This is a genomic window from Burkholderia sp. BCC1993, from assembly GCF_905339865.1.
Taxonomy (GTDB): Bacteria; Pseudomonadota; Gammaproteobacteria; order Burkholderiales; family Burkholderiaceae; genus Burkholderia.
The window spans coordinates 159,615-182,426 of sequence record NZ_CAJPGZ010000005.1 but is presented as its reverse complement, the minus strand read 5'-3'; the positions used below and the strand labels follow the sequence as shown (position 1 = coordinate 182,426).

The 22,812-nt window shown below is 70.6% G+C and carries 13 protein-coding genes; all 13 read right to left on the bottom strand.

The features are described 5' to 3' along the window. Positions 1-47: 47 nt before the first annotated feature. The 13 genes from U4Y91_RS09905 to U4Y91_RS09845 all read right to left on the bottom strand — a co-directional run bounded on the left by U4Y91_RS09905 (position 48) and on the right by U4Y91_RS09845 (position 22,812). Entirely contained in the window at positions 48-824 is a 777-nt protein-coding gene (locus U4Y91_RS09905; RefSeq protein WP_321804912.1) for a Crp/Fnr family transcriptional regulator, read from the bottom strand. Positions 825-1,246: 422 nt separating this feature from the next. Next, on the bottom strand, positions 1,247-2,263 hold the full coding sequence (locus U4Y91_RS09900) for a lipase secretion chaperone (RefSeq protein WP_321804911.1): 1,017 nt from the start codon (positions 2,261-2,263) through the stop codon (positions 1,247-1,249). Between the two features lie 3 nt (positions 2,264-2,266). After that, positions 2,267-3,415 (bottom strand): triacylglycerol lipase, encoded by a 1,149-nt coding sequence (locus U4Y91_RS09895; RefSeq protein ID WP_321804910.1) that lies wholly within the window; start codon positions 3,413-3,415, stop codon positions 2,267-2,269. Beyond that, positions 3,408-3,824, bottom strand: coding sequence for a DUF4345 domain-containing protein (locus U4Y91_RS09890; protein WP_321804909.1), 417 nt, complete (start codon positions 3,822-3,824; stop codon positions 3,408-3,410). The genes U4Y91_RS09895 and U4Y91_RS09890 overlap by 8 nt, the downstream gene beginning before the upstream one ends. 16 nt (positions 3,825-3,840) lie before the next feature. Then, positions 3,841-5,160 (bottom strand): hypothetical protein, encoded by a 1,320-nt coding sequence (locus U4Y91_RS09885; RefSeq protein ID WP_321804908.1) that lies wholly within the window; start codon positions 5,158-5,160, stop codon positions 3,841-3,843. Then, complete coding sequence (locus tag U4Y91_RS09880; RefSeq protein WP_321804907.1) at positions 5,157-5,936, bottom strand: outer membrane lipoprotein-sorting protein; 780 nt, start codon at positions 5,934-5,936, stop codon at positions 5,157-5,159. Before U4Y91_RS09880 ends, U4Y91_RS09885 begins: the two co-directional genes overlap by 4 nt. Before the next feature lie 51 nt (positions 5,937-5,987). After that, a complete protein-coding gene (locus tag U4Y91_RS09875; RefSeq protein WP_321804906.1) occupies positions 5,988-7,397 on the bottom strand; it encodes an ABC transporter permease in 1,410 nt (469 codons plus the stop codon). Next, positions 7,394-8,110 (bottom strand): ABC transporter ATP-binding protein, encoded by a 717-nt coding sequence (locus U4Y91_RS09870; RefSeq protein ID WP_044844863.1) that lies wholly within the window; start codon positions 8,108-8,110, stop codon positions 7,394-7,396. The genes U4Y91_RS09875 and U4Y91_RS09870 overlap by 4 nt, the downstream gene beginning before the upstream one ends. After that, a complete protein-coding gene (locus U4Y91_RS09865) occupies positions 8,107-9,492 on the bottom strand; it encodes a flavin-containing monooxygenase (protein WP_321804905.1) in 1,386 nt (461 codons plus the stop codon). The genes U4Y91_RS09870 and U4Y91_RS09865 overlap by 4 nt, the downstream gene beginning before the upstream one ends. A 20-nt stretch (positions 9,493-9,512) precedes the next feature. Beyond that, positions 9,513-13,697 (bottom strand): cytochrome P450, encoded by a 4,185-nt coding sequence (locus tag U4Y91_RS09860; RefSeq protein ID WP_321804904.1) that lies wholly within the window; start codon positions 13,695-13,697, stop codon positions 9,513-9,515. Next, complete coding sequence (locus tag U4Y91_RS09855) at positions 13,694-19,729, bottom strand: SDR family oxidoreductase (RefSeq protein WP_321804903.1); 6,036 nt, start codon at positions 19,727-19,729, stop codon at positions 13,694-13,696. The genes U4Y91_RS09860 and U4Y91_RS09855 overlap by 4 nt, the downstream gene beginning before the upstream one ends. Positions 19,730-19,804: 75 nt before the next feature. Next, positions 19,805-21,403, bottom strand: coding sequence for an acyltransferase domain-containing protein (locus U4Y91_RS09850; RefSeq protein WP_321804902.1), 1,599 nt, complete (start codon positions 21,401-21,403; stop codon positions 19,805-19,807). After that, on the bottom strand, positions 21,385-22,812 hold the full coding sequence (locus U4Y91_RS09845) for a TolC family protein (RefSeq protein WP_321804901.1): 1,428 nt from the start codon (positions 22,810-22,812) through the stop codon (positions 21,385-21,387). Before U4Y91_RS09845 ends, U4Y91_RS09850 begins: the two co-directional genes overlap by 19 nt.

Below are 22,812 nucleotides of genomic sequence, written 5' to 3'. Positions count from 1 at the left end.
CGCCGCGCCGCCGTGCATGCCATCGCGGCACGACGCGGTGCCGGCGACTAAGTCGTCCGGACGCGGCGCGACAACTCGGCGCCGGCATCCGTACCGGCGTCGGTCGCGAGAATGCGGCGTGTTTCGTCGCGCACGACCCGATGGCAATCGCAGCCCTGCCGTTCGAGACCGGCGAGATCCGTCAGCACGATGGCACCGCGATGCTGATGGATCAGGCCGAGCTCGTGAAGCTGCCGCGTGGCATCGGTGACGGTCTCGCGGCGCACGCCCAGCATCTGCCCCAGCATGCCGTGCGTGACCGGGATTTCGATGCTGCGCGCGCGCTCGTAGGCGATCAGCAGCCAGCGGCCCAGTTGCTGCCGCATCACGTGATGGCGGCTGCAGAACATGACCTGCGACGCCTGGGACAACACCAGCTGCATCCGCACGAAGACCTGCCGCCGGATCGCCGCCGACACGTCGCATGCGTCCGCGAAGCGGCGCGCATACAGCCGGTACGCGAACCCGCCGCGGTAGACGACGACGCGGCGCTGCATCGCGCTGCCGATGACGTCGTCGCACACGATGCCTTCGCGGCCGATTTCCGTCACGCCGAGTGTCGTCTTGCCGCCCGCCGTGTATTGCAGGGAAATGCCCGCCGTCACCGGAAAATAGACGGCCTCCAGATTCTCGCCGGCATCGCACAGCACCTGGCCGGTCTCGAGATTCGAAAGCATCAGATGAGGCGCCAATTCGGAACGGTTAATTCCGTCGAGCGCGGCCAGGAAATGATTGGCACCAAGTGCATACGGCAACTCGATGACGTTGTTGGCCTGATGTATCACGGCGCACCTCGTACGTTGTATCCCTGCCCCTCGGCCACCGGACCTTCCTGCTGTTTTCACCGCGCCGGTTTAACGGTTTCTCCGCCGTTTCATCGCGGTGACATTGAGCAAAAAGGTATCACGCAGCCCAACCGTACGCGACACTCCGCGTTTGTTACATGAAGTAATTTGACAGTTCGGCTCACCATTTGAAGATACTTGCATTGTCAATCAAAAATTGGCGATTTAAATCCGCCCATATAAAACGGATTACGCAATGAATCATTGAAAACGGCGACTGAATGTCAATGCGCGGTAATGCGATTTAAACCGGAAATTAAAATCATTCCAGAATCGAAAAGAATGCGGAAAGTGTGGGCTATCTCACACTTCTCCGGCGCCAGGTGTGAGCGCCGTGACGGCGCGCACGTCCGAGACGGGTGCTAGTGCGCCGATGCCGTGGCCCGGCCCGCGTCGAGCGATGCGGCCCGCAATGCGTCCGCCGGATCCGGGAAGTCGCGTTGCCGCAATTGCGCGAGCTGCGCGTCGCGCGCGTCGGGCGCAAGCGGCTGCGCGTCGAGCCGGTCGCGTTCGGCCGCGTAGTCGCGATAGCGTGCCCGCCACGCATCGTCGCCCTGCTGCATCCGCTCGACGCGCGCGGCGACCTCGGCGCCGAGCTGCGCACGCAGCGCATCGGGCGTCGCGCGCCGGCCGTCGAGCCGCGCGAGCGTTGCGAGCGCATCGCGTTGGCGCGCCGCGCGCTCGCGTGCGTCGCGCTCGTCCGGCGGCAACGCCTGGTCGAGTGCGGCGAGGCGTTCGCGCTTCTGCGCGTCGCCGAGCGTCGGATCGCGCGCGATCCTGATCCGGTCGAGATCGCCGCGCTGCCGCCGGAATTCCGCGTCGAAGAACGGCGCGCCCCAGTCGCCGAGCCAGCGGCGCGCGAGCGCCGCGCGCCGCTCGAGCTCGCCCGCGATGCCGTCCGGATCGAGACCGGCGCCTGCCGGCGGCGCGCCCGGCAGCGTGTCGAACGCGGCGATGCACGCGCGATAGCGCGGCCACAGGTCGAGCGCATCGCGGCGGGCCGGCTCGCCGATCGGCTGCGAAGCGATTTCGTGCGCGACCAGCGCATCGAGCGCCGCGGGCGTCAGGTCATGCTGCGCAAGCAAAAAGTAATCGAAGAATTCCCGCACCGCGTGCACGTGCGCGAGGCGCCCGCCGGGCCCGACCGGCAGGCGCGGCGCACGCGCGCCCGCGAGCGACGCCGGCAGCGCGACATCGGACACGGCAAGCACCGGCCGCGGCACCGCCGCACCGATCGGTGCGGCGTGGCCGGGCGGCGCCGCATCCGCGGCGGCGGTCGACGCAGCCTGACGACCGAACGCGTGCCACACGGCCGCCGCGGCGATCGCCCCGGTCGCGCCGTACAACACCGCGCGGGACAGCATGGTCCGGACCTTCATCGCTCAGACGCCCTGCTGCTTCAGCCGGTTTGCCTGCACGCGCAGCGCGGCGACCGGGTCTTCCGCATAGGCGCCGCGAATGCCGAGCAGCTGGTTGATCGCGTCGAAGTGATTCCAGCGATAGCGCGTCGAGATCACCGTGCCGAACCGCGCACTGCAGGTCGACGTGAAACCGTCGTTCGGGCCGGCACCGGCCAGCGCCATGACGTTGCCGGCCGTCAGGAACACGAGCGTCGACGGATCCAGCACGTTCGCCGGATCGATGACCGGAATCACGCTGGTGTCGACCGCGCCGGTCACGATGCCGAGCAGCGACACCGGCTGATACGCGGCCCCGCTCCACGAGTACAGCAGATGCACGTTGCCGCCGATCGTCTCGACCGGTGCGCCGGTGCCGCAAGCGCCGGCGCCGAGCCCCGGGCTCGGGAACAGCTGGTTGAACTGCGCGGCATGGGGCGTGCTCAGCGCGTTGAGCGCGGCGATCGCATCCTGGTTCGTGTTGTGCGTGTCGCTGGTGAGGATCCCGAACAGGTTCAGCAGCGCACCGAATATTGGCGTCGACAGACCGGTCGGGTCGAGCTTCAGCGCGCCTAGCACGAAATCGGCGAACTGCGAGCCGCGGTGCGGCGTCGCGATCGTCGTGACCGACGCGACGAGCGCGGGCGCGACCGACGCCACGTAGCGCGACGTCAGCCCGCCCTGGCTGTGGCCGATCAGGTTCACCTTGGCCGCGCCCGTGACCGCGAGCACCTGCTTGACGTAGGCCAGCAACTGCTCGCCGCGCCCGTTCGGGCCGAGGTCGCCCTGGAAGCCGGACAGGTCGGCGACGTAGACGGTCGCGCCATGCCGCTGAAGATCGGCCTGGATGCCGTACCAGTACGGCACGACGCCGAAATAGTCGTCGGTCCCGGTCAACCCGTGCACGAGGATGATCGGATAGCGGGTCGCCGCGTAGTCGTCGACGGCCGTCTGCGCGCCGGCCTGCGCCGGGCCCAGCAGGACCCACGCGAGCAGCGCGATACGGGCGATGAGCCGTGCGTACCCGAGCGATACGCGTCGTGCCGCCACGGCGTGCAGGAACGCCGCCGCGATGTCCCGCACGGCCGCATCGGCGCGACGACGCGGCGCGATATGCTGGTCGATGTCATGCATTCGCGTGCTCCCATGCGGCATGCACGGCCACGCGCCGCTGCCACGCGATGAACAGCGGCGCGCCGACGACTTCGAGCGCCGTGAAGCCGACGAACGGCGGCCATGGCAGCCCGAGCGCCGCGAGCGAAATCAGCCGCCCGATACCGCCGAGAAAGATCATCATCCACAGCGTCCCGAACAGCCGCCCCTGATGCTCGATGCGCGGGATCACCGAAAACGCCGCGAGCCCGAGCCCGAGCCAGACGCCCGCATAGAAACGCAGGTTGCCGTCCAGCGTCGCGTCGGCCGGCAGCGCGATGCCGAGCGACGCGTACAGCGGATCGTGGATGCCCATCATGCCGAGCACTCCGGTGATCGTCGGAACCAGCGCAAGCACGGCGGTCGCCGCCTGAAGCGCGCGTTTGCTCATTCGAACTCTCCTTGCGTCATCGATAAAAAATGCCCAGCACCTGAACGCTCGTCGACTCCGGCATCGCGCCGAAGCGACTCCACGACGGCCCGCCCTGATGCAGCCATTGCAGCGCGACGTCGAAGCGGTCGAATCGCCGCCGCAACTCGAGCCAGTATTGCCGGCCGCCGCCGAGATCGGCCTGCACGAAGCCCGACAGGTCGAGGCGACGCACGCCGACATTACGCCACGCCGCCATCACGAACACGCCGTGACGGGTTTGCAGTTCCTGCGCGGCGATCGAGGTCTGCACCGCGCGGCCCCAAGCGAGCGGGTTCGCGCGCTGCAACGACCGCCATTGCGCCGCGTTTGCGCCGCCGCCGTTGCTCTGGAATTCGGCGGTCAGCGACAGGTCGACCGGCAGCGTCCACGTCGCGCCCACCGATGAACTGGTGCGGAACGCACGATCGTCGGCCGCGCCGGTGGCACGTGCGATCAGCGAGCGCCGGTAGCCGCCCGTCCATTCGAGGTAGGCGACCACCGAGTTGCCGAGCAGCACGCTCAGATTCTGGCCGAACTGCGGCGCCTGCCCGCTTTCGCCGTAGACGATCCATTGCGGCTGGATCGCCGCGCTGAGCCGCTGGCTCGCGACGAGCATCCAGCGGTCGACGCCGTTGGTGCGCTGCAGGTCGGATGACGCGGCCGGATCGCCCGGCAGGCTGCGGCGCTCGAGCCGCGGCGACAGCAGCGCCGCGAGCGAGCCCGAGTCCCACACCTGTTGTGCGCGCAGCCCGACCGTGCCGAGCCGGTTCGTATGCCGGCTGTCCGGATCGGGCGGCACGTCGAGACTCACCGCCCCGGCCCGGAAGAAGTCGGTCGGGTTGTAGCCGATCGCCGCGCCGAGCCGCTCGTTCACGCGCCCCGCGTCGACGACGAACGCGGGCGACGCGCGCCAGCTCGCATACGCTTCCTTTACGAGCGTCACGTCGCGCGACGACGTGCGCGACGTGCCGAGCGGATCGAAGCGGTCGAAGCGCATCGAGAAATGCGCGGCGAACGACGGCGTCAGCCACTGGCCGTATTCGAACTCGATCGACAGCTGGTTGCGGCCGGCCTCGCCGCCGTCGCGATAGCGGCTCGTGCGCAGCGCGTCCTGCACGTTCAGCTTCCACGGCTTCGCGGTGTCGGCGGGCGTCGCGGCCGGCTGGTCGGCCAGCGCGAGCGCCGCGGCATCGGCCGCGTCGACGCCGGCCTTGCCGTCCGCCGCACCCGCCCCACCCGCATCCGCTGCACGCACGACCGCAGGCAGCAGCACGAACGCGAGCGCCGCGATCCGCCCTCGGCGCCGCGCCGTCATTGCGCCTGGAAGCGGGACAGGTAGTCGCGCTGCAGCCATGCATCGGGAATGTCGCGCCATGCGTAGTCGGAGAAACGCATGACCGTGACCCAGTTGCTGTCGAGCCCGTCGACGATGACGGTCTCGGTCGGCCGCTCGACGCCCAGTTGCATCGTGTAGCGGCGATAGAACGCGGTCTTCAGCAGCCGGTCGCTTTCCGAATAGAAGCGCGCCTTCAGCGGCCGGTTGTTCGCCGCGTCGATCCAGATCTCGATGCGGCGGTACGTGAGCCCGTCGCCGTGGCCGGCGAGCGCGAGCCGGTACGCGCGACGGGTCTGCCGGTCGCCGTCGACGATCTCCTCGACGCCCTTCAGCGCGGCCGTATAGTCGTGCGCGAGATTGACCGTCACGACGTCGCCGTTCGCGGCCTGGCCGAGCAGCCGCTGATCCGGCGAGATCCGCACGCTGGCCTGGTTCGCCGGATCGTAGAACCACAGGTCGTTGCCGTTCTTCAGCATCAGCTTGCCCGTGTCGCGCGCCGGCGCGACGAAGCGCACCAGCGTGCGGAACGCACCGCCGGGCGCGTCGGGCTTCGAATAGATCGACAGCGTATTGCCGTCGACCTGCTTGCCGGACCGGTACTCGACGAGCGTCGCGGTCAGCACGAACGATTTCTCCGGCGTGCGGATCGCGTCGCTCGCGGCGAGCACCTTCTGCGGATCGGGCGCCGGCTGCGCAGACGCGACACCGGCCAGGAACGAAAGACTCAGACAGCATGAAACGAACAGGCGACGCACGTGCGCTCTCCCGAAAGTGAAGTGAACGAAAAACGCGGCAATCGGGCGACCTCACACATGCCGCAGCGCATCGACGATCGACAGCCGCGCCGCATGCCGCGACGGCAGCCACGCGGACAGCCCGGCCACGCACGCGAGCCCGGCGAACGTGACGGCGATGGTGCGCCACTCGCCCCACACGCGCACCGTCAGCGCGACGGCGTCGATCCGCGCGGGCGGCGTCCAGGTCAGCCCGCTGTGATTGACGATCGCGGCAATGGCGAGCGCGACCAGCACGCCGAGCGACGCGCCGGCCACGCCGAGCAGCGCGCCCTCGCAGACGAACAGCGCCTGGATGCCGCCGCGCCGCATGCCCATCGCGCGCAGCGTGCCGATCTCGACGGTGCGCTCGATGATCGCGGTGCTCATCGTGTTGCTGATCACGAACAGCACGATCGCGCTGATCAGCACGAACACGAAACCGAAGATCACCGAGAACATCCGGTTGGTCTGGTCGTAGAACGGGTTCAGCGTCGCGAAATCGACGACGTCGAGCGCCTGGCCGTCGAAGCCGCCGTGCAGCAGCTGTTCGATGCGCGCGCGCGCCGCCGGCAGGTCGGCCGTGCGCGCGAGCTGGATCTCGATCGCGGTCGCGCGCGGCGCGGCGCCGCCGTAGACGAGCCGCTGCGCCTGCGGCAGGTGCACCGCGAGATACACGTCGTCGAGTTCCTTCACGCCCTGCTGGTCCGCCGTCACGACCGAGAAGCGGCCGACGTTCGGCGCACCGCCCGCGCTCGCGGTCAGCACTTCGACATGGGGCGCGCCGTCGGCGGCCGGCCGCGTGCCGGCCTCGTCCTGCGCGAGCGCCAGCACGTCGGGCGGCGCGGTCGCGGCCGGGCCGTCGGCGGCCGGCTCGGCCGGGCCCGGCGGCGCATCGCGGCAATCCGGCACGCGCAGCGGGCCGCACAGGTGCAGCACGCGCGCGACGCCGAGGCCGACGATCGCCGCGTCGCCGGCGCTGCCGCGCAACGCGAACGCGCGCGGCTGCAGCGGGAACCCGTACGCGTTCCATTGCTGCATCCGGTACTGGTCGTCCGGAATCGCGCCGAAGCCCATCACGGTGCGCGACACGCCCGCCGCGAAGTTGCCGGCGATCCCGCCGAACTGCAGTGTCGGCGTGACGACCTGCAGCAGCGGCGCGAGCTGCGGGTCGTGCCGCAATTGTTCGATCAGCGCCGGGTAGCCGCGAATCCCGTACGCGGCCGGGTCGCCCGTGCCGTACAGGAAATAGCCCTGCCGCTGGATCTGCAGGTGGCCGCTGCGCTGCACGAAGTCGGTCTGCAGGCCGAGCGTGATGTCGCGGCTGAAGCCGCCGAACAACAGGATCGCGCTGACACCGACGATCATCGCGAGCAGCGTGGTGAGCGAGCGCCGGCGGTTGCGCTGCAGGTTGCGCAGCGCGAGCATCAGCGTATGGGTCATCGGCACACCTCCTGCGTCGCCGTGTCGTCGCCGGCCCGTTCGTGGCCGACGATGCGGCCGTCGAGAATCCGGATCACGGCGTCGGCCACCTTCACCACCTGCGGATCGTGCGACGACACGATGAACGACACGTCGCGCTCGCGCTGGATCGCGCGCATCAACGCGATGATCGCGTGCCCGGTCGCGCTGTCGAGGTTCGCGGTGGGTTCGTCCGCGAGGACCATCGCGGGCTCGGCCGCGAGCGCGCGCGCGATCGCGACGCGCTGGCGCTGGCCGCCCGACAGCTGGCTCGGCCGGTGCCGCGCCTTGTCGGCCAGGCCGACCGCGTCGAGCAGGTCGCGCACCCGCGCCGCGCGCCGCGCCGGTGCCCAGCCCGCCATCAGCAGCGGATACTCGACGTTCTCGTACGCGGACAGCACCGGCAGCAGGTTGAAGGTCTGGAACACGTGGCCGACATGGCGCGCGCGAAAATCGGACAGCGCATCGTCCGACAGCGACGCCGTGTCGTGACCGGCGATCGTCACGCGCCCGCTGTCGGGGCGGTCGATGCAGCCGATCAGGTTCAGCAGCGTCGTCTTGCCGCTGCCCGACGGGCCGCTCAGCACGGTGAAGCGGCCCGCGTCGAGCGTCGCCGACACGTCGGCGAGCCCGGTCACGCGCACGCTGTCGAGCAGGTAGGTCTTCGACAGGTGTTCGACATGCACGAGGCTCACGACGCACCTCCCGCGCGCACCGCGTGCACCGGCGCCGCCTTCGATGCGTCCGCGCCCGCACCGCCGGGCACGGCCGGCAACCCGCGTATCAGCCGCCGCAGCTGCAGCCGGTACGCGAAATGCTCGACCTCGATCACGTGCCGCGGCGTGCGATGGAACGCGATGCCGCCGCTCCAGTCCGAGCGGCCGCGCCGGATCAGCCGGTCGATGCGCGCGGCCTTGCGCGGCGCCGCGTCGCGCGCATGCAGGTAGCGGGCGAGCAGCTGCGCCTGGTAGTCCATCAACGGCCAGTTGCCGGTCGAGGTCTGGAACAGCCCGATGAAGAACAGGTCGCGATGCTGCGCGTCGAACAGGTTCAGGTACAGCGACGGCTGCGGCTTGCGCCATTGCAGGTGCGCCTGGTCGATGAACGGAAAGCTCGGCTGGTAGCCGGTCGCGTACACGATCACGTCGATCGCCTCCTCGCTGCCGTCGACGAACACGACGCGATCGCCCTTCAGTTCGCGCACGTCCGGCCGTGCGGCGAGGTCGCCATGGCCGAGGTGATAGAACAGCGTCGAATTGATGATGAAATGCGATTCGAACAGCTTGTGGTCCGGCTTGCGCAGCCCGTAGTGTTCCGGCTGCCCGGCCGTCGTCAGGCGCAGCAGCCGCTCGCCGAACACGCGCCGCGCCCACAGCGGCATGCGCAGCCGCAGCGGCCACTCCGCCCACTCGTCCGCCGGCATCCCGAACAGGAATTTCGGCCAGTAGTAGTAACCGCGGCGCGTGCTGTGGAAGACCGCGCGCGCACGATGCGACGCCTCGACCGCGATGTCGCAGCCGGAATTGCCGGCGCCGACCACGAGCACGCGCTTGCCGTCGAAGATCTCCGGTGTGCGGTACTGCGACGAATGCAGCTGCAGCCCGTCGAACCGCCCCGGATAGTCGGGCAGTTGCGGATGCGACAGGTGACCGTTGCAGACGATCACGCCGCGATAGGTCCGCACCTCGCCGCGATCCAGTTCCACGCGCCACTGCGTGCCGCCCTGCACCGGTGCGATCTCGAGCACCGAGCGGCCGAACTCGATCCGGTCGTACACGCCGAAGCGCCGCGCGTACGCGCGCAGATACGCGAGTGCCTGGTCGCCGCGTGCATAAGTCGGATAGTCGTCGGGAATCGGAAAGTCGGTGTACTCGGAAAACCGCTTCGAGCTGATCATGTGGATCGAGCGATACACCGCGCCGCTCGGGCGGCCGTAGTACCAGTTGCCGCCGACGTCGTCCTCGCGCTCGATCACGTCGAAGCCGATGCCGGCCGCGAGCAGGTTCTTCGCGGCGGTGATGCCCGCCGCGCCCGCGCCGATGATGCAGTACCGCGCGCCGTCGTTGCGCTCCGTCATGGTGAACCTCCTCTTCCCGTTCAAGTAGCCGACGCCGTCACGGCTTGCGTGTCGGTCGCGCCGGCAAGCCGTGCGTCGTACAGGTCGGCGATCGATGCGCCCGCGCGATCGGCGATCGCGAAGCGGCCGTCCGGATAGCGCAGCAGCATGTCGGCATCACCCGCCTGCGCGGCGCCGAACACGATGCGGCCGATGCGCCATGCGCGCGGCGGCTCGCCGTCGGCGGGCCAGGCGCCGAGCAGCACGCGCAGCACGTTTTCCAGGTGATTGACCGGCAGCCACAGCTGCGGACACGGCACGCGCCCCACGTCACCTTGCACGCCCTGCACACCCCACAGCGCGGCGGGGTCGGCGACCTTCGCCTGGGCGATGCCGCCGCTCCATCGCGCCTCGGGCAACAGGTCGTCGCGCCAGCTCGCGCGCGCGGACCGCCGGGCCGGGCCGTCCTCCGTCTCGCGCGGCAGCGCGACGGTCGTGCCGCCGGGTGGATGACTGCGGTACACGAACGTCGCATCGAGCAGCACGCGGCCGGCAAGCGACGCGCAGCGCACCGTCACGTGCCAGCCGTCGTCCACCGTGCGGCCGCTCACGTCGGTGTCGAGCGCGAGATCGCCGTGGCCGTCGAGCGCCTCGGCGAGCGCGTCGAGCGCGATCGTGATGTCGACGGCTTCCTGCAGGCAGGCCCGCTCGCCGCCGGGCGGCGCGACCCAGTCGGCCACGACGCGTGCGTGCTCGAGCAGCAGCGACGCCGGCACGGCCGCGCGGCCGTCGAAGCGGAAGGCATGCGTATACGGTGCGCCGGCCGCGCGATAGCGCGTCGAAAAACATGTGAACGGCCGGAAGCGGCGCGGCGCGCCTGCGTGATGCCGGCGCGTCGCGAGTTCGCCGAGGTTCGGCAAGCCTTCCACCGCGTCGAACCCGCGCAGCTGGATCGGCGTCAGTGCGCGGCCGACCGCGCCCATGTACATCGGCTCGCCGCTGCCGGATGTCGCCGGATTCGCCGGATGCGCCGGCGTCGCGAGTTCCGCGAGCCAGTGACGCACGCCGTCGTCGATCCGCATCGGTGTCACGTAGCGCCGCGTGACGGCGAGGTTCGTGATCATCCCGACACCGTCCCAGGTCGGCCACGCGATCGTCTTCACGACGCGCTCGCCGGCGTCGCGCCGCGCCCCCCAGCCGAGCCGCGCCAGCGCCTCGTTCGCGGCCGCATAGTCGGTCTCGCCCGTCATTCCGCCCCAGCGGCCGGTCAGCGAGCCGACGTTGACGAAACAGTCGACGCGCGGCCGGTTGCGCACCGCCGCGTAGAGATTGAGGAAGCCGAGCACCTTCACGCGCGCGGTGCCGATGAACTCGTCGGCGCGCTTGCGCGGCAAGCGCACCGGCTGATCGATGCCCGCGTTGTGGATCACGGCGCGCAGCCGGTCGCCGAATGCGTCGCACAGCGTGCGCACGGCCTCCGCGTCGGTCACGTCGCATACGCGGTAGTGCACCGGCAGGCCGAGCGCGGCCGCCGCGTCGAGCGACGCCTTCAGGTCGCGGCGGCGTTCGAGCTGCCGCAGCGCATCCCGGATCGCCTTCGGCGATCGCTCGGGCGTCGCCTGGCGCAGTTGCTCGAGCCCGTAGCGCTTGAAGCCCGCATCGTCGAGCGCGAGCCACGGCTCGTCGCCGGCGGGCAACGCATCGCGCCCGGTGACGATCACCGTGCAGCGATGGCGTTTCGCCAGCGCGCACGCGGCCAGGAAACCGATGCCGCGCGCGCCGCCCGAGAACAGCACGACGTCGTCGGGCGCCCAGTCGGGCGCCGCGTCGGCCGGCAGGTCGTCGCGGGTCGCGACGAGCGTATGGCGGCGTCCGCCGCGGTGGCCGATCTCGAAGCGTCCCCAGCGGTACAGTTCGCGCGCGATCAGCTGATCGACGCGCCCCGTTTCGTCGGGCGCGATGTCGAGCACGCGCACGTTGCAGTTCGGCAATTCCTGCGGCAGCGTCTTCGCGAGGCCGGCCCACAGTCCGCCGAGCGGCTGCACGAGCGGGCCGTCGCCATGGCCCATCAGGCCGTCCTGCCAGGTGAGCGCCAGATAGAACAGCCGCGACGTCGATTCTTCCTGCCACCAGTCGCCGTAGCACGCCTGCAGCAGCGCGACCGTCCGGCGCAGCGGCGCTTCCCATTGATCGCGCGCGTCGAGCGAGAACGGCGCTTCGATGCCGAGATCGACGATCCCGTCGAACGGGCCCGACTGCGCGACGAACGCGCTCGCGGCGGCCGCCGGGTCGGCGACGTCGGCCGGCGCGAACACGTCCGGTTTCGCACAGGCGCGCGTGAGCGTCGCCACCACGCGCTCGACCGTACGACCACGGCCGTTGACGATCGCGATCCGCTTGCCGCTCAGCTCCGCCGCCGGCAGGTCGGGCAGCGGCTCGATCTCGACCGGCCGCCAGGTGAAGCGGTGCGTCGGCGTGGCGTCGGTGCGCTGCGGCGCGTCGTCCGCGATCGCGTCGCGCTGCAGAAAGGCCAGCACGTCCGGCGCCAGCGTGGGGCCGGTGGAACGAACGGGCGTGGGCGATGCCGCGTTCGCCGGGTGCTCGGCGCCGGGTGTCGGTGTCGGTGTCGGTGTCGGTGTCGGTGTCGGTGTCGGTGTCGGTGTCGGTGTCGGTGTCGGTGTCGGTGTCGGTGTCGGCGCTGGCGTTGGCGCTGGCGTTGGCGCTGGCGTTGGCGCTGGCGTTGGCGCTGGCGCTGGCACTGGCACTGGCACTGGCAACGATGTAGACCCCAGCGCTTCCGTGCCCGTAAACGGACACACCGATGTCCTGGCAGCCGGTGCGCTTGCATCCCCCCCCGCCTGCCCCGCGGACACCCGCTCGCGCAAGCGCGGCTTCGCGATCAACCGGATCCCGTCGCGCGGACGCAGCGAGATCGTCGCGCCGGTGTCGAGCGAATGGCCGGGCACCGCGCTCAGGTCGACGTGCTGCGCCACCACCGCGATCAGCACGCGTATCTGCAGCAACGCGGTCTGATAGCCGATGCATTTGCGCATCCCGCCGCCGAACGGAAAGTACGCGTACTTGTGGCGCTCCGGCGCATGCGATCCGAAGTTCTCCGGATCGAACGCGTCGGGGTTCGCCCACAGCGCCGGATGACGATGCGTGACGTACGGCGACATGAACACCGACGAGCCGCCCGGCACGTGATAACCGCCGATCTCGTCGTCGTCGACCAGATCGCGCGTGAAGCCCCAGATCGGCGGGTACAGCCGCAGGATCTCGTCGACGGTCTGCGCCAGGTACGGCAGGCGTTCGAGATCGGCCGCATCGGGCGCGCGGCCGCCGAGCACCGCATCGAGCTCCTCGCGCAAGCGGCGCAACACGTGCGGATGCTGCGCGAGCGCATACAGCCCCCACGCCATCCCGCTGCCGGTGGTTTCGTGGCCGGCGAGAAACACCGTCATCACCTCGTCGTGCACCTCGCGCTCGGTCAGCGGAGCGCCTGTGTCCGGGTCGCGCGCGGCGAGCAGCAGCGAGATCACGTCGCTCGTGTCGCAGCGCCCCGCGCGATGCTCGGCGACGATCGCGTCCACGATCGTGTCGATCCCGCGGCGCGCATGCGCGATCTGGCGATTGAACGGCGTCGGCATCCAGCGCGGCACGAAATCGTTCAGGTTGCCCTGCGGCATCATCGCGGCGATGCCGAAGCGCACGGCCGGCCCGACGTCGTCCGCATGCTGCGAGATGTCCGCGTTGAACAGCATCAGCCCGAGCATGCGCAGGCTCACGCGCATCATTTCCTCGACGGCGTCGAACGGCGCATGCGCCGGCCGCTTCAGCCACGCATCGACAAGCGCGAGCGCCGCAGCGCCGACCGCGGCCGTGTGCGACTCGACCTGCTTGCGGTGAAACAGCGGCTGCACCACGCGGCGGTGACGCCGCCAGAACTCGCCGTCCGTCGTCAGCAGGCCGTCGCCGAAGAACATCTTGAAGTTGTCGTAGAAGCGGCCGCGCACGTAGTTGCGGTGGTTGTCCTGCAGCACGTGCTGCACGCCGTCCGGATGCGCGAGCGCGTGCGTGAGGAACGGGCCGAGACGGTTGCGCGCGATGTCGCCGTACTGCTGCTGCAGCTTCAGCAGCATCGTGACGGGATTGCGCTTGTACGCCGCGAGGTTGCCCATCACGACGCTGCCACGCGGGCCGGGCGCGAGTCGCTTCATGCTCATGCGGACACCTGTTCGGAAGGCGTGCGCCCGGCCAGTCGCGCGTCGATCTCGCCGCGCGCGGCGAACGCGCCGGTCACGCGATGCACGTAACCGATCACGATGCCCGTCACGTCGCGCATCTGCATCAGGATCCTGCCGTCCGGGCGCGCCGCGACGAACCGGTTGCCGCTGCTCGCCGGCCCTTCCAGCGCGAACGCGCGCGGGCTCACGCGCAGCGCGATCGACGCGTGGCGGCTCGCCAGCTCGCAGTCGTTGCCGGCTTCGTAGATATCGATGCGGCCGATCGACATCGGCGCCGCGAGCGGAATGTAGTCGCCTGCGACGTGATCGAGCGCGGCCACGCGCGCGAGCCCGTCGAGCAGGATGCTCGGCACCACGAAGCGCGAGAACACCGGATCGCCGTCCGGCACGTTCAGCCGGAAAAGCGCCTGCTTGCCCGCGTCGCTCATGCCGGTGTCGGTCGTCGACACGAACATACCGGTCAGCCGCACCGGCGCCGCGTCGAAGTGATACGGATCGGCGACGGGCGTGAACGCCGCCAATGCCGGTTCGTGCCACACCGGCGCCGGCGCGTAGGCGTCGGCCAGGCGCACGGTGATCTCGAAGTGCGGCTTGTCGCGCACGAGCACCTGCCCGCCCGGCGCCAGCACGTCGCCGGAAATCCGCACGCGCACGTGCACCGCGTCGCCGTCGCGCGACGCGATCCACGCGTGGATGCGCTTCACGCTCGGCCGCTTCGCGTCGTACACACGCAGGAAGTGCAGGAATGCCGCATCCGCGAAGCCGACGACCTTGAGCCCCGGCACGAGCCGCAGCGCGGCCTCGGCGGCCACTTCGGGCACGAAGGTTCCCGGCAGCGTCGGAAAGCCGTTGACGACGTGATGCTGCAGGTACGCGTCGCGCTCGAGGTCGAACACGCGCTCGAACGTCACGCTGTCGTCGGTCCGCGCGCGTTCCGCGCCGAGATAGAAATCGGGATCGCGCGACGCGGCGACGGCGGCCGGCGCGCCTTCGTCGAGGTCGAAGTAACCCGGCAGATGCGTTTCGATCGCGCGCCGCTCGGCGTCGCCGAGATGCACGGACATCGCCGCGCGCTCGCCGAGGCCGAGTTCGCGCATGAAGTGATGCTGCCCCTCCGCGGTGCGCATGCTCGTGAACAGCCCGCTCTTCTCGAGAAACGCGCGCGTGACCGGGTTCGCGCCGAGCCCGACCGAGCGCCACAGCGTCCAGCCGATCGTGAATTCGTCGTGACCGAGCGCCGCGCGGTGATACGACGCCTGCGTGTTCAGGAAGTCGTTGCCCGACGCGTAGTCGGTTTCGCCCGCCTGCCCGGTCAGCCCGATGAACGAGCCGAAGTTGCACCACAGGCGCGGCTGCCGCGTGCCGAACGCGCGGCGCAGATTCCAGTAGCCGCGCACCTTGATGTCGCGCACCGCGACGAAATCGTCCAGCGACTTCACGCGCACCGATGCCGAACGGTTCAGTCCGGCCGCGTTGACCAGCAGGTCGACACGCGGCTCGCGCGCGAGAATCGTGTCGATGGCCGTCTTCACGCTGTCGGGGTCGAGCACGTCGGCGCGCAGGTAGGTCACGCGGTGCGCGCCGCAGAACGCGCGCATCGCCTCGATGTTCATGCAGGCCGTGCGCGCGTCGGCACGTCGCTCGAAGGCGCGGATGATCTCGGGCAACGGCCGTTCCGGATGCCGCGCCTTCTGCTGGCGGATGTAGTCCGGGCGGCTCTTCGCGAACGTTTCGTCATCCATCGCGAGCAGTTCCGCGTCGATCGTGTCCAGCGCGCTGCTGCCGATCAGGTACAGCGTCGGGCGCACCTGCGCGGCGAGCGTCTTCATCAGCTCGCCGGTGATCCCGCGCGCACCGCCGACCGCGACCACGACCGAATCCTGGCCGAGCGACAGCCGCTCGTCCGCGCGCAGTTCGCCCGCGTCCGCGATCACGCGCGGCGTGCGACGCCGGCCGGCGCCCAGCGCGACGACCGGCAGCCAGTGACGGGCGCCGCTTTCCCGCTCGGCGTCGCGCAGCGCGTCCGGCAGCGCGCGCGCATCGGTCAGCACGGCAACCGGGCGCGCTTCCGGCATCTCGATCGCCAGCGCCTTCACGAGGCCCGTGAACAGGCCGGCATCCGGATGCGGCACGTCGCCCGCGAGCGCGTCGAGCAGCAACGCGATAAAGCTGCCGTCACGCTCGAGTGCCGCATGGCAGCGCTTGATCGCGAGGAACGCCAGGTCGTGCAGCGCGAGCCGCGCGGACGCAGCCGGCGCTGCGGCGCCCGGGGCGAGCGTGCCGGCGTCGAGCGACGTGAGCACGCGCACGTGGCCGATGTCGTCGGGCAGGAAGTCGAGCGCCGCCGCGTCGATCCGCTCGATCCAGTGCCAGCCCGGCCTGTGCGTGGCGAACGGCCGCGTCGACAGCACCACGCAGCCGGGACCCGCATCGGCCTGTGCGGCCAGCGCGTCCGGCATGTCGGTCACGATCACACAGCGCGGTGCGATGAACGGCGTCGACCGGCCCGCGGGCCGCCACGGCGCGTCGCGCCATTCGATCCGGTAACGCGCGACGCCGAGCGGCTCGCCGTCGGCCGCGACGCCGGTCCGGCGCAGCGGGCCGGGTATCAGGGTGCCGGGTTCAACCGGTGCAGTCGCCGCGGTTGTCGATGCGGCCGGTTCCGCGGTCGCGGCGGCCGGCGCCGTCGCATGGGCGGGCGGCACAAGCAGCGCGTCGCGATGCGGCTCGTGCGGCATGGTCCCGTGCGGGCCGGCCGGCTCGCATGCAACGTGCAGCGCGTAGCGCGCGCGGTCGCCGCCGCCGTCACGCGTGAGCGTCGTGCCGGCATCACGCGCGACGATTGCGCGCAGCACGTCGATCGCCGAGTCGGCCCCCGCATACGTGACCGCACGGCCCGTCGCGTCGCACGGCGCGGCCGGTTCGACCGCAGCCGCCACGTCGCCGCCGCCGACCACCGCAAGCACCGGCAGCCCTTCGGCCTGCGCACGCCGCACCGTCGTGACGGCGAACAGCACGATGCCCTCCGCGAGCGGCAGCCCGAACGCGGGCCGCACCTCTTCCGCCGAGTTGCCGTTGATGCCGCCGACGATCGCCATGTCGAGTTCGCCGCTGCACAGGAAACGCTCGGCCGCCTCGAACGCCGCGAGCGTCGACGCGTGGCCCGCATCGACCGTCATGTTCATCCCGTGCAGGTCGTGATAGTTCGCGACGCGCGCCGGGATCACGTTCGGCATCATTCCCGGAAACGAATTCTCGGTCGTCGGCGCGACGAGTTGCTTCGTCGCCTCGCGCAAGCCGTCCAGCAAGCGTTCGGTCGCCGCGCGTTCGTCCGGCCGCGTCGCGTCGAGCACCGCGGCCGCAATGTCGTCGAGATAGCAGCGGCTCGCGTAGAGCGCCGCATTGCGCGTGGGCCCCATGTGCCCCATCACGAGTCCGATCGTGTCCGCATGCGTGTGCCAGAACGTGCCGAGGCATTCGCGCAGGTCGTGCGCGGCGTCGAGCGCCATCAGCTGGCAGCGATCGAGCGCGCGCAGCACCGCCGGCGGCATCTTCACGCGCGCGAAGCTCGGCAGCGGGTAGCCGGTCCCGAAGCTCGTGTCGGGCGCACGGCCGTCGCCGCGCAGCCACGAGGCGACCTGGGCGTCGCCGTCGAGGCCCGGAAACTTCGCGGACCAGCCGACGATCGCGAGCGGTTCGCGCTCGAACCGCCCGCTCGCCTGGCCGGCAGGCAGATCCGCGCGGTATTCCGACACGATCAGGTGGCCGTTCGTGCCGCCGAAGCCGAACCCGGACACCGCCGCGACGCGTGCCGATTCACGCCGGACCGGCCACGATACCGGCGCCACCGGAATCCGCAGGTTCGTGCCGGCGATGTCGAACTCAGGCGGCGGCTCGCTGAAGCGGTGCTGCGGCGGGATCACCTGATGCCGCAACCCGAGCAGCACCTGGATCACCGACACGACGCCGGCCGCCCACCCCGTATGCCCGACCAGCGACTTGTTCGACGTCACCTGCACCGGGCGGTCGCGCCGGATCGCGTCGCGCAGGCTCTGGAACTCCGCGAGATCGCCGGCCGGCGTGCCAGTTGCATGCGCAACCACCCAGTCGACGTCGGCCGGCACCGTCGCGGTACGCGCATACGCGCGGTCGATCGCGATGCGCTGGCCGGCCGAATTCGGCGCGTAGATCGCCTTGCCCTTGCCGTCGGACGACGAGCCGAACGATTTCAGTACGCCGAGGATGCGGTCGCCGTCCGCGCGCGCCCGCGCGACGCGCTTAAGGATCACGACGCCCGCGCCGTCCGCGAACAGCACGCCGTCGCAGTTGCGATCGAGCGGCCGCACCTCGCCGCTGCGCGACAGCCCGTGCAGCTTCGAGAACAGGACCGAGCCGCGCGGCGCGAGCGCGAAGGCGCCGCCGCACGCGACCACGTCCTGCTTGCCGAGCAGCAGCGCCTTGATCCCGAGATCGATCGAATACAGCGACGACGAACACGCGGTGTCGACCATCATGCATTGCGCGTCGTCCGGCAGCACGCCCTGCATCGCGTTCAGGCCGACCCGGTGCGGGAAGAACGACGCGAGATCGCCGGCGCCGCGCGCATAGCGCGCGCTCAGCACCGCATCGATCGCGGCCACGCGCCGCTCGCGCTCGACCGCGTCCACGCCCGCCTCGATCAGCACCGCGTTCAGGCGTTCGCGCGCGGCGGCCAGCACCATCCCCTCCTCGAGATGCTGGCTGCCGTCCGCCGTGTAGCCGACGAGGAACGCCACGCGATCGGCGTCGCGCAGCGTCACGCCGTCGAGCGACTGGCACAGCGCGTGACGCAGCCACAGCGTCGTCAGCTCGTGCGGCGCGGTGCCCGCGTCGAGTTCGGCGCGCACCGTCGGGCACGGCTCGAACTGCTCGATGAAGACCGAGCGCGACTGATAGCTCTTGTCCTCGGCCGACGTGTCGGGCGAATAGAACGAGCGGTAATCCCAGCGATCCGGCGGCACGTTGCCGAACAGTTCGGGGCCGTCGAGCAGCGCGCGCCAGAACGCGTCCGGGTCGCTCGCGCCGGGCAACGCGAGACCCATGCCGACCACGGCGATGTCGTCGCTGTCCGGCGCGTCGTCGGGCGGCGCGGCGGGACCGGCGGCCCGCGGTGCGTTCACGGAGACGGGCGGCACCGCGGCCGGCACCGCCTCGCCCTCGCCCTCGGCACGCGCCGCGCCCGCCCATTCCGCGCGCGGCGACAACCCTTCACTGCACAGCGACAGCCCGCCGTCCGCGACGACCACCTGCCCGGTGATCCAGCGCGCCGCATCCGACGCGAGAAACACGACGAGATCGGCGAGGTCCTCCGCGCGTGCGAGCCGCTTCAGCGGCGTCGCCGCGATGCTCGAGCGCTTCGTGTTCTCCGGGTCCGGAAACTGCGCGGCGACGTCGCCGTCGATCAGCGTCGACGACGCGCCGTTCACGCGAATGTCGCGTCCCGCGTACTCGACCGCGAGATAGCGCGTCAGCGATTCGAGCGCCGCCTTCGCGGTGCCGACGACCAGGTAGTTCGCCGGCACGAGCGTCGCGCCCACCGACGACACGTTGACGATCGCGCCGCCGCCCGAGCGCGCCATCAGCGCCGCGGCACGGCGCGCGCACCAGAACGCGCCCTTCAGGTTGGTGTCGAGCGCGCGATCGAAATGCTCGGCGCCGATCTCGTCGACCCCGAGCAGCGCACCGGACGCCGCATTGTTGACGAGCACGTCGAGCCGGCCGTAGCGCCGTTCGATCTCGTCGAACATCCGGTCGACCTGCGCCTGCTGCGCGACCGACGCACGGATCACGTCGACCGTCGCGCCGAGCGCGCGCAGTTCGTCGGCCGTCTGCTTCGACGCGTCGAGCGAGTGGAAGAAATTCAGGATCACGTGCGCGCCCTGCTCGGCGAAACGCCTGCAGATCGCCTTGCCCACGTTTTTCGCACCGCCCGTCACGAGAACGAGCTTGCCGCGCATGCTGGTATTCGACATGGATCGCCTGCCTATCGAGAACTTGTCATTACGGGCAGGGCCCCCCCTGCCGACCAACGTTTCAGCCCACGGCCGTCAGGCGACCGCCTTCCCCTGGTTCTCGTAGACGAAATCGACGATCTGCCCCATCGCCTTGAAATCGCCGCTGCGGAAATTGGCCGGCAGCGGCGGCAGCGCGTAGCGCGCGGTGATGCGCTGGATGATCTCGGTCTGCTTGACCGAATCGATGCCGAGCTCGGCTTCGAGCTCGATCGTTTCAGAGAACACCTCGGCCGGATACTCCATCGCTTGCGCGTAGATATCGACGAGCTCCGTGAACAGCCGCTCGCGCGGCACGTGGGCGGGCTTCGCCGCGGCGAGCGGCTCGTGAGGCGCCGACGGCGCCGGCACCGCCGTCAGGGTCGGCGCGGCCACGGCTGCCAGGCGCGGCGCGGATGCGACGAGCGGCTCGGCCTGCGGTGCCAATGCGGCGAGCGTCGGTGCCGCGACCGGCGCGGCGCCGGCCGGCGCCGCGCTCGCCGCATCGAACGCGTGACGCAGCTCGCCCTTGAGCCAGTCGACGATGTGCGGTCCGCGCGCATGCCAGAACGCGTCGAACCCGGAGCCGGCGTTGCCGATGCGAATATCGTCCTTCATGATGCTGTCCTCCTGGAAATAACGGGTGATGGTCGTGACAACGCTCGATTCCTCGGTCGCGTTCGACGGGCCGCCGAACGTCCTGACCGTGCCGGGCCCCGCGATGCGCACGACGATGCGCGCCAGCGCGTTGAGCGCGCCGCATTCGACGTAGCGCCCGATGCCGTCCGCGCACGCGGCGCGAATCGCATCGGCGAACCGCACCGGCAGCACGAAATGCGACGCGAGCCGCGCGCCCGGATCGTCGGCGCCGCTGTAGCGGCGGCCGAGGATCGGCGAATACACCGGAATCGCGAGCGGGCCGTGCCGATACGCGGCGAGCCGCGCGGCGAACTGTTCGCGCGCGCCGGCCAGATCCGGGTGATGAAATCCATACGGAGACCTGAGCGTCTGTGCTGTCACGCCGCGTGCCGCGCATGCCGCGACGAAGCGCTCCAGCGCGTCGCGCGGGCCGGACACGACGGTCTGCGACGGATGGTTCTCGACCGCGACGCACACGTTGCGCACCGCGTGCGTGACGGCGCTCGCGTCGATCAGCTCGCGCGTCGCGTCGGCACCCGCGGCGATCGCGGCCATCATCCCGTCGGCCGGCGCCGCCGCCTGCAACGACGCAATCCGGTCGCAGACGATCCGCGCGCCCTGCTCGATCGAATACATGCCGCCGCACACCAGCGCCGCGATCTCGCCGAAGCTGTGTCCGATCAGCACGTCGGGCGTCACGCCGCGCTCGCGCAGCACGCCGAACATCCCGACCGACGCGCCGTAAATCCCGAGCTGCAGCAGATCGGGCGCTTCGTGCAGCCAGACGTCGAGCCCGGCATCGTCACGCCACAGCGCGCCCGTCAGCGGGCGGCCGAGGCGCTCGCTCGCGACCGCGTCGAGCAGGTCGAGCGTCAGCCGCACGCTCGAGTGTTCGCGGCCCAGCTGCCGCAGCGCGCCCGCATAAAACGCGCCCTGTCCCGGGAACAGGAACGCGCAGCCGCGCGCTTGCGCGCCGCTCGCGTCCGGCCCGGCGCCGTTCAGCCCGCGTCGTTCCATAATCCCAACCTCCCGAGGCTCTCCGCCAGTTTCAGTCTCGCGATCCGCCACTTCGACACCGCGAGCACACGCTGCCGGCGCGCATCCGCGAGCGCCGACTGCGCGTTCAGCAATTCCGTGAACGTGCCGACGCCGGCTTTGTAGCGGCCACGTGCGATGTCGAGCGAATGCAGCGCGGTATCGAGCAGATGCCGCGAGTTGTCGAGGTTCGTCGTATCGGTCTGCAGGCTCTGGTAGCTCTTCCACACGTCGAGCGACACCTTAAGTTCGGTATTGCGCACGTCGGCTTCCTGTGCGTCCGCCTGCGCCTTCGCTTGCGCGACCCGGTAGCCCGACGCGAACCCTTCGAACAGCGGAATCGAGACCTGGATGCCGATCGAGTTGCTGTGACTGCTCTGCAACTGGAGAAACGACGCCTGCTGCTGGTAGGACGGGTTGTTGCGCGCGAGGCTGCCCGTCAGCGAAATCGTCGGCAACGACTGCGCGCGCACCGCACGCACCTCGTCGCGCGCCGCTTCGAGCTTTTCGCGCGCGGCGATCAGCTTCGGGTGATGGCGCTTGGCTTCGGCGATCAGGTCGGCGACACCGCGCGTGAAGTCGTCGCGATCGGGCGACGGTTCCGCGTCGGCGATGCGCAGCGGCGTATCGGCGTCGGCGCCCAGCGTCGTCGCGAGCGTGCCGATCGCGCTCTGCAGGTCGCCCTCCGCGCTCACGCGATCGAGCAGCGCCTTGCGGTAGGTGGTCTGCGCCTGCAATGCGTCGCCGAGCGTGCCGGCGCCGCCGTCGTGCCGCGCGCTCGCCTCGGCGAGGCTCTCCTGCGCCGCGTGCTCGACCGCCTGCGCCGCGGCGAGTGCCGCCTGCGCGTCGCGCAGCGCGTAGAACGCCTGCGCCGCATCGTAGAAAACGCTCTGCAGCGCATCGTCGTGCGCCGCGTTGGCCGCGCGCAGCAGCGCGCGCGCACGGTCGAGCGTCGCGCCGCGCTTGCCGAAATCGAACAGCACCCAGCTCAGGTTGAGCATGCCGTAGCGGCTGGTGCTGCGCTGGTCCTGCGAATAGCCGCCGCTGTAGTTCGTCGTCAGGTTGTCGCGTTCGACACCCGCCGTCGCATTGAGCGTCGGCCAGTACGCGGCCTTCGACACGCCGACCTCGGCCGCCGCCGCGCGCGCATCCGACCATGTCCGGCTCAGTTGCGGATGCGAGCAGATCGCCAGCAGGATCGCGTCCTCCAGCGCGAGCGGCCGCGCGTCGACAGGCTGTGCGCCGCACGCGGTGGCGGACGCCATCGACCCGGCCGGCGTGGCCGCGACGTCATTGCGCGTGCCGTACACGTCGAGCAGCTGCGCGCGTGCCGGCAGCGCGGACACCGCGAGCGCGACGACAGCCAGCAAGGTAGCGAGGGGATGCTTCAT

What these genes read in the sequence shown, in the direction of transcription:
- U4Y91_RS09900 (WP_321804911.1), bottom strand. Translation starts at nt 2,263, where the DNA reads ATGAAGGTCCGGACCATGCTGTCCCGCGCGGTGTTGTACGGCGCGACC.
- U4Y91_RS09895 (WP_321804910.1), bottom strand. Translation starts at nt 3,415, where the DNA reads ATGCATGACATCGACCAGCATATCGCGCCGCGTCGTCGCGCCGATGCG.
- U4Y91_RS09890 (WP_321804909.1), bottom strand. Translation starts at nt 3,824, where the DNA reads ATGAGCAAACGCGCGCTTCAGGCGGCGACCGCCGTGCTTGCGCTGGTT.
- U4Y91_RS09885 (WP_321804908.1), bottom strand. Translation starts at nt 5,160, where the DNA reads ATGACGGCGCGGCGCCGAGGGCGGATCGCGGCGCTCGCGTTCGTGCTG.
- U4Y91_RS09875 (WP_321804906.1), bottom strand. Translation starts at nt 7,397, where the DNA reads ATGACCCATACGCTGATGCTCGCGCTGCGCAACCTGCAGCGCAACCGC.
- U4Y91_RS09865 (WP_321804905.1), bottom strand. Translation starts at nt 9,492, where the DNA reads ATGACGGAGCGCAACGACGGCGCGCGGTACTGCATCATCGGCGCGGGC.
- U4Y91_RS09860 (WP_321804904.1), bottom strand. Translation starts at nt 13,697, where the DNA reads ATGAGCATGAAGCGACTCGCGCCCGGCCCGCGTGGCAGCGTCGTGATG.
- U4Y91_RS09855 (WP_321804903.1), bottom strand. Translation starts at nt 19,729, where the DNA reads ATGTCGAATACCAGCATGCGCGGCAAGCTCGTTCTCGTGACGGGCGGT.
- U4Y91_RS09850 (WP_321804902.1), bottom strand. Translation starts at nt 21,403, where the DNA reads ATGGAACGACGCGGGCTGAACGGCGCCGGGCCGGACGCGAGCGGCGCG.
- U4Y91_RS09845 (WP_321804901.1), bottom strand. Translation starts at nt 22,812, where the DNA reads ATGAAGCATCCCCTCGCTACCTTGCTGGCTGTCGTCGCGCTCGCGGTG.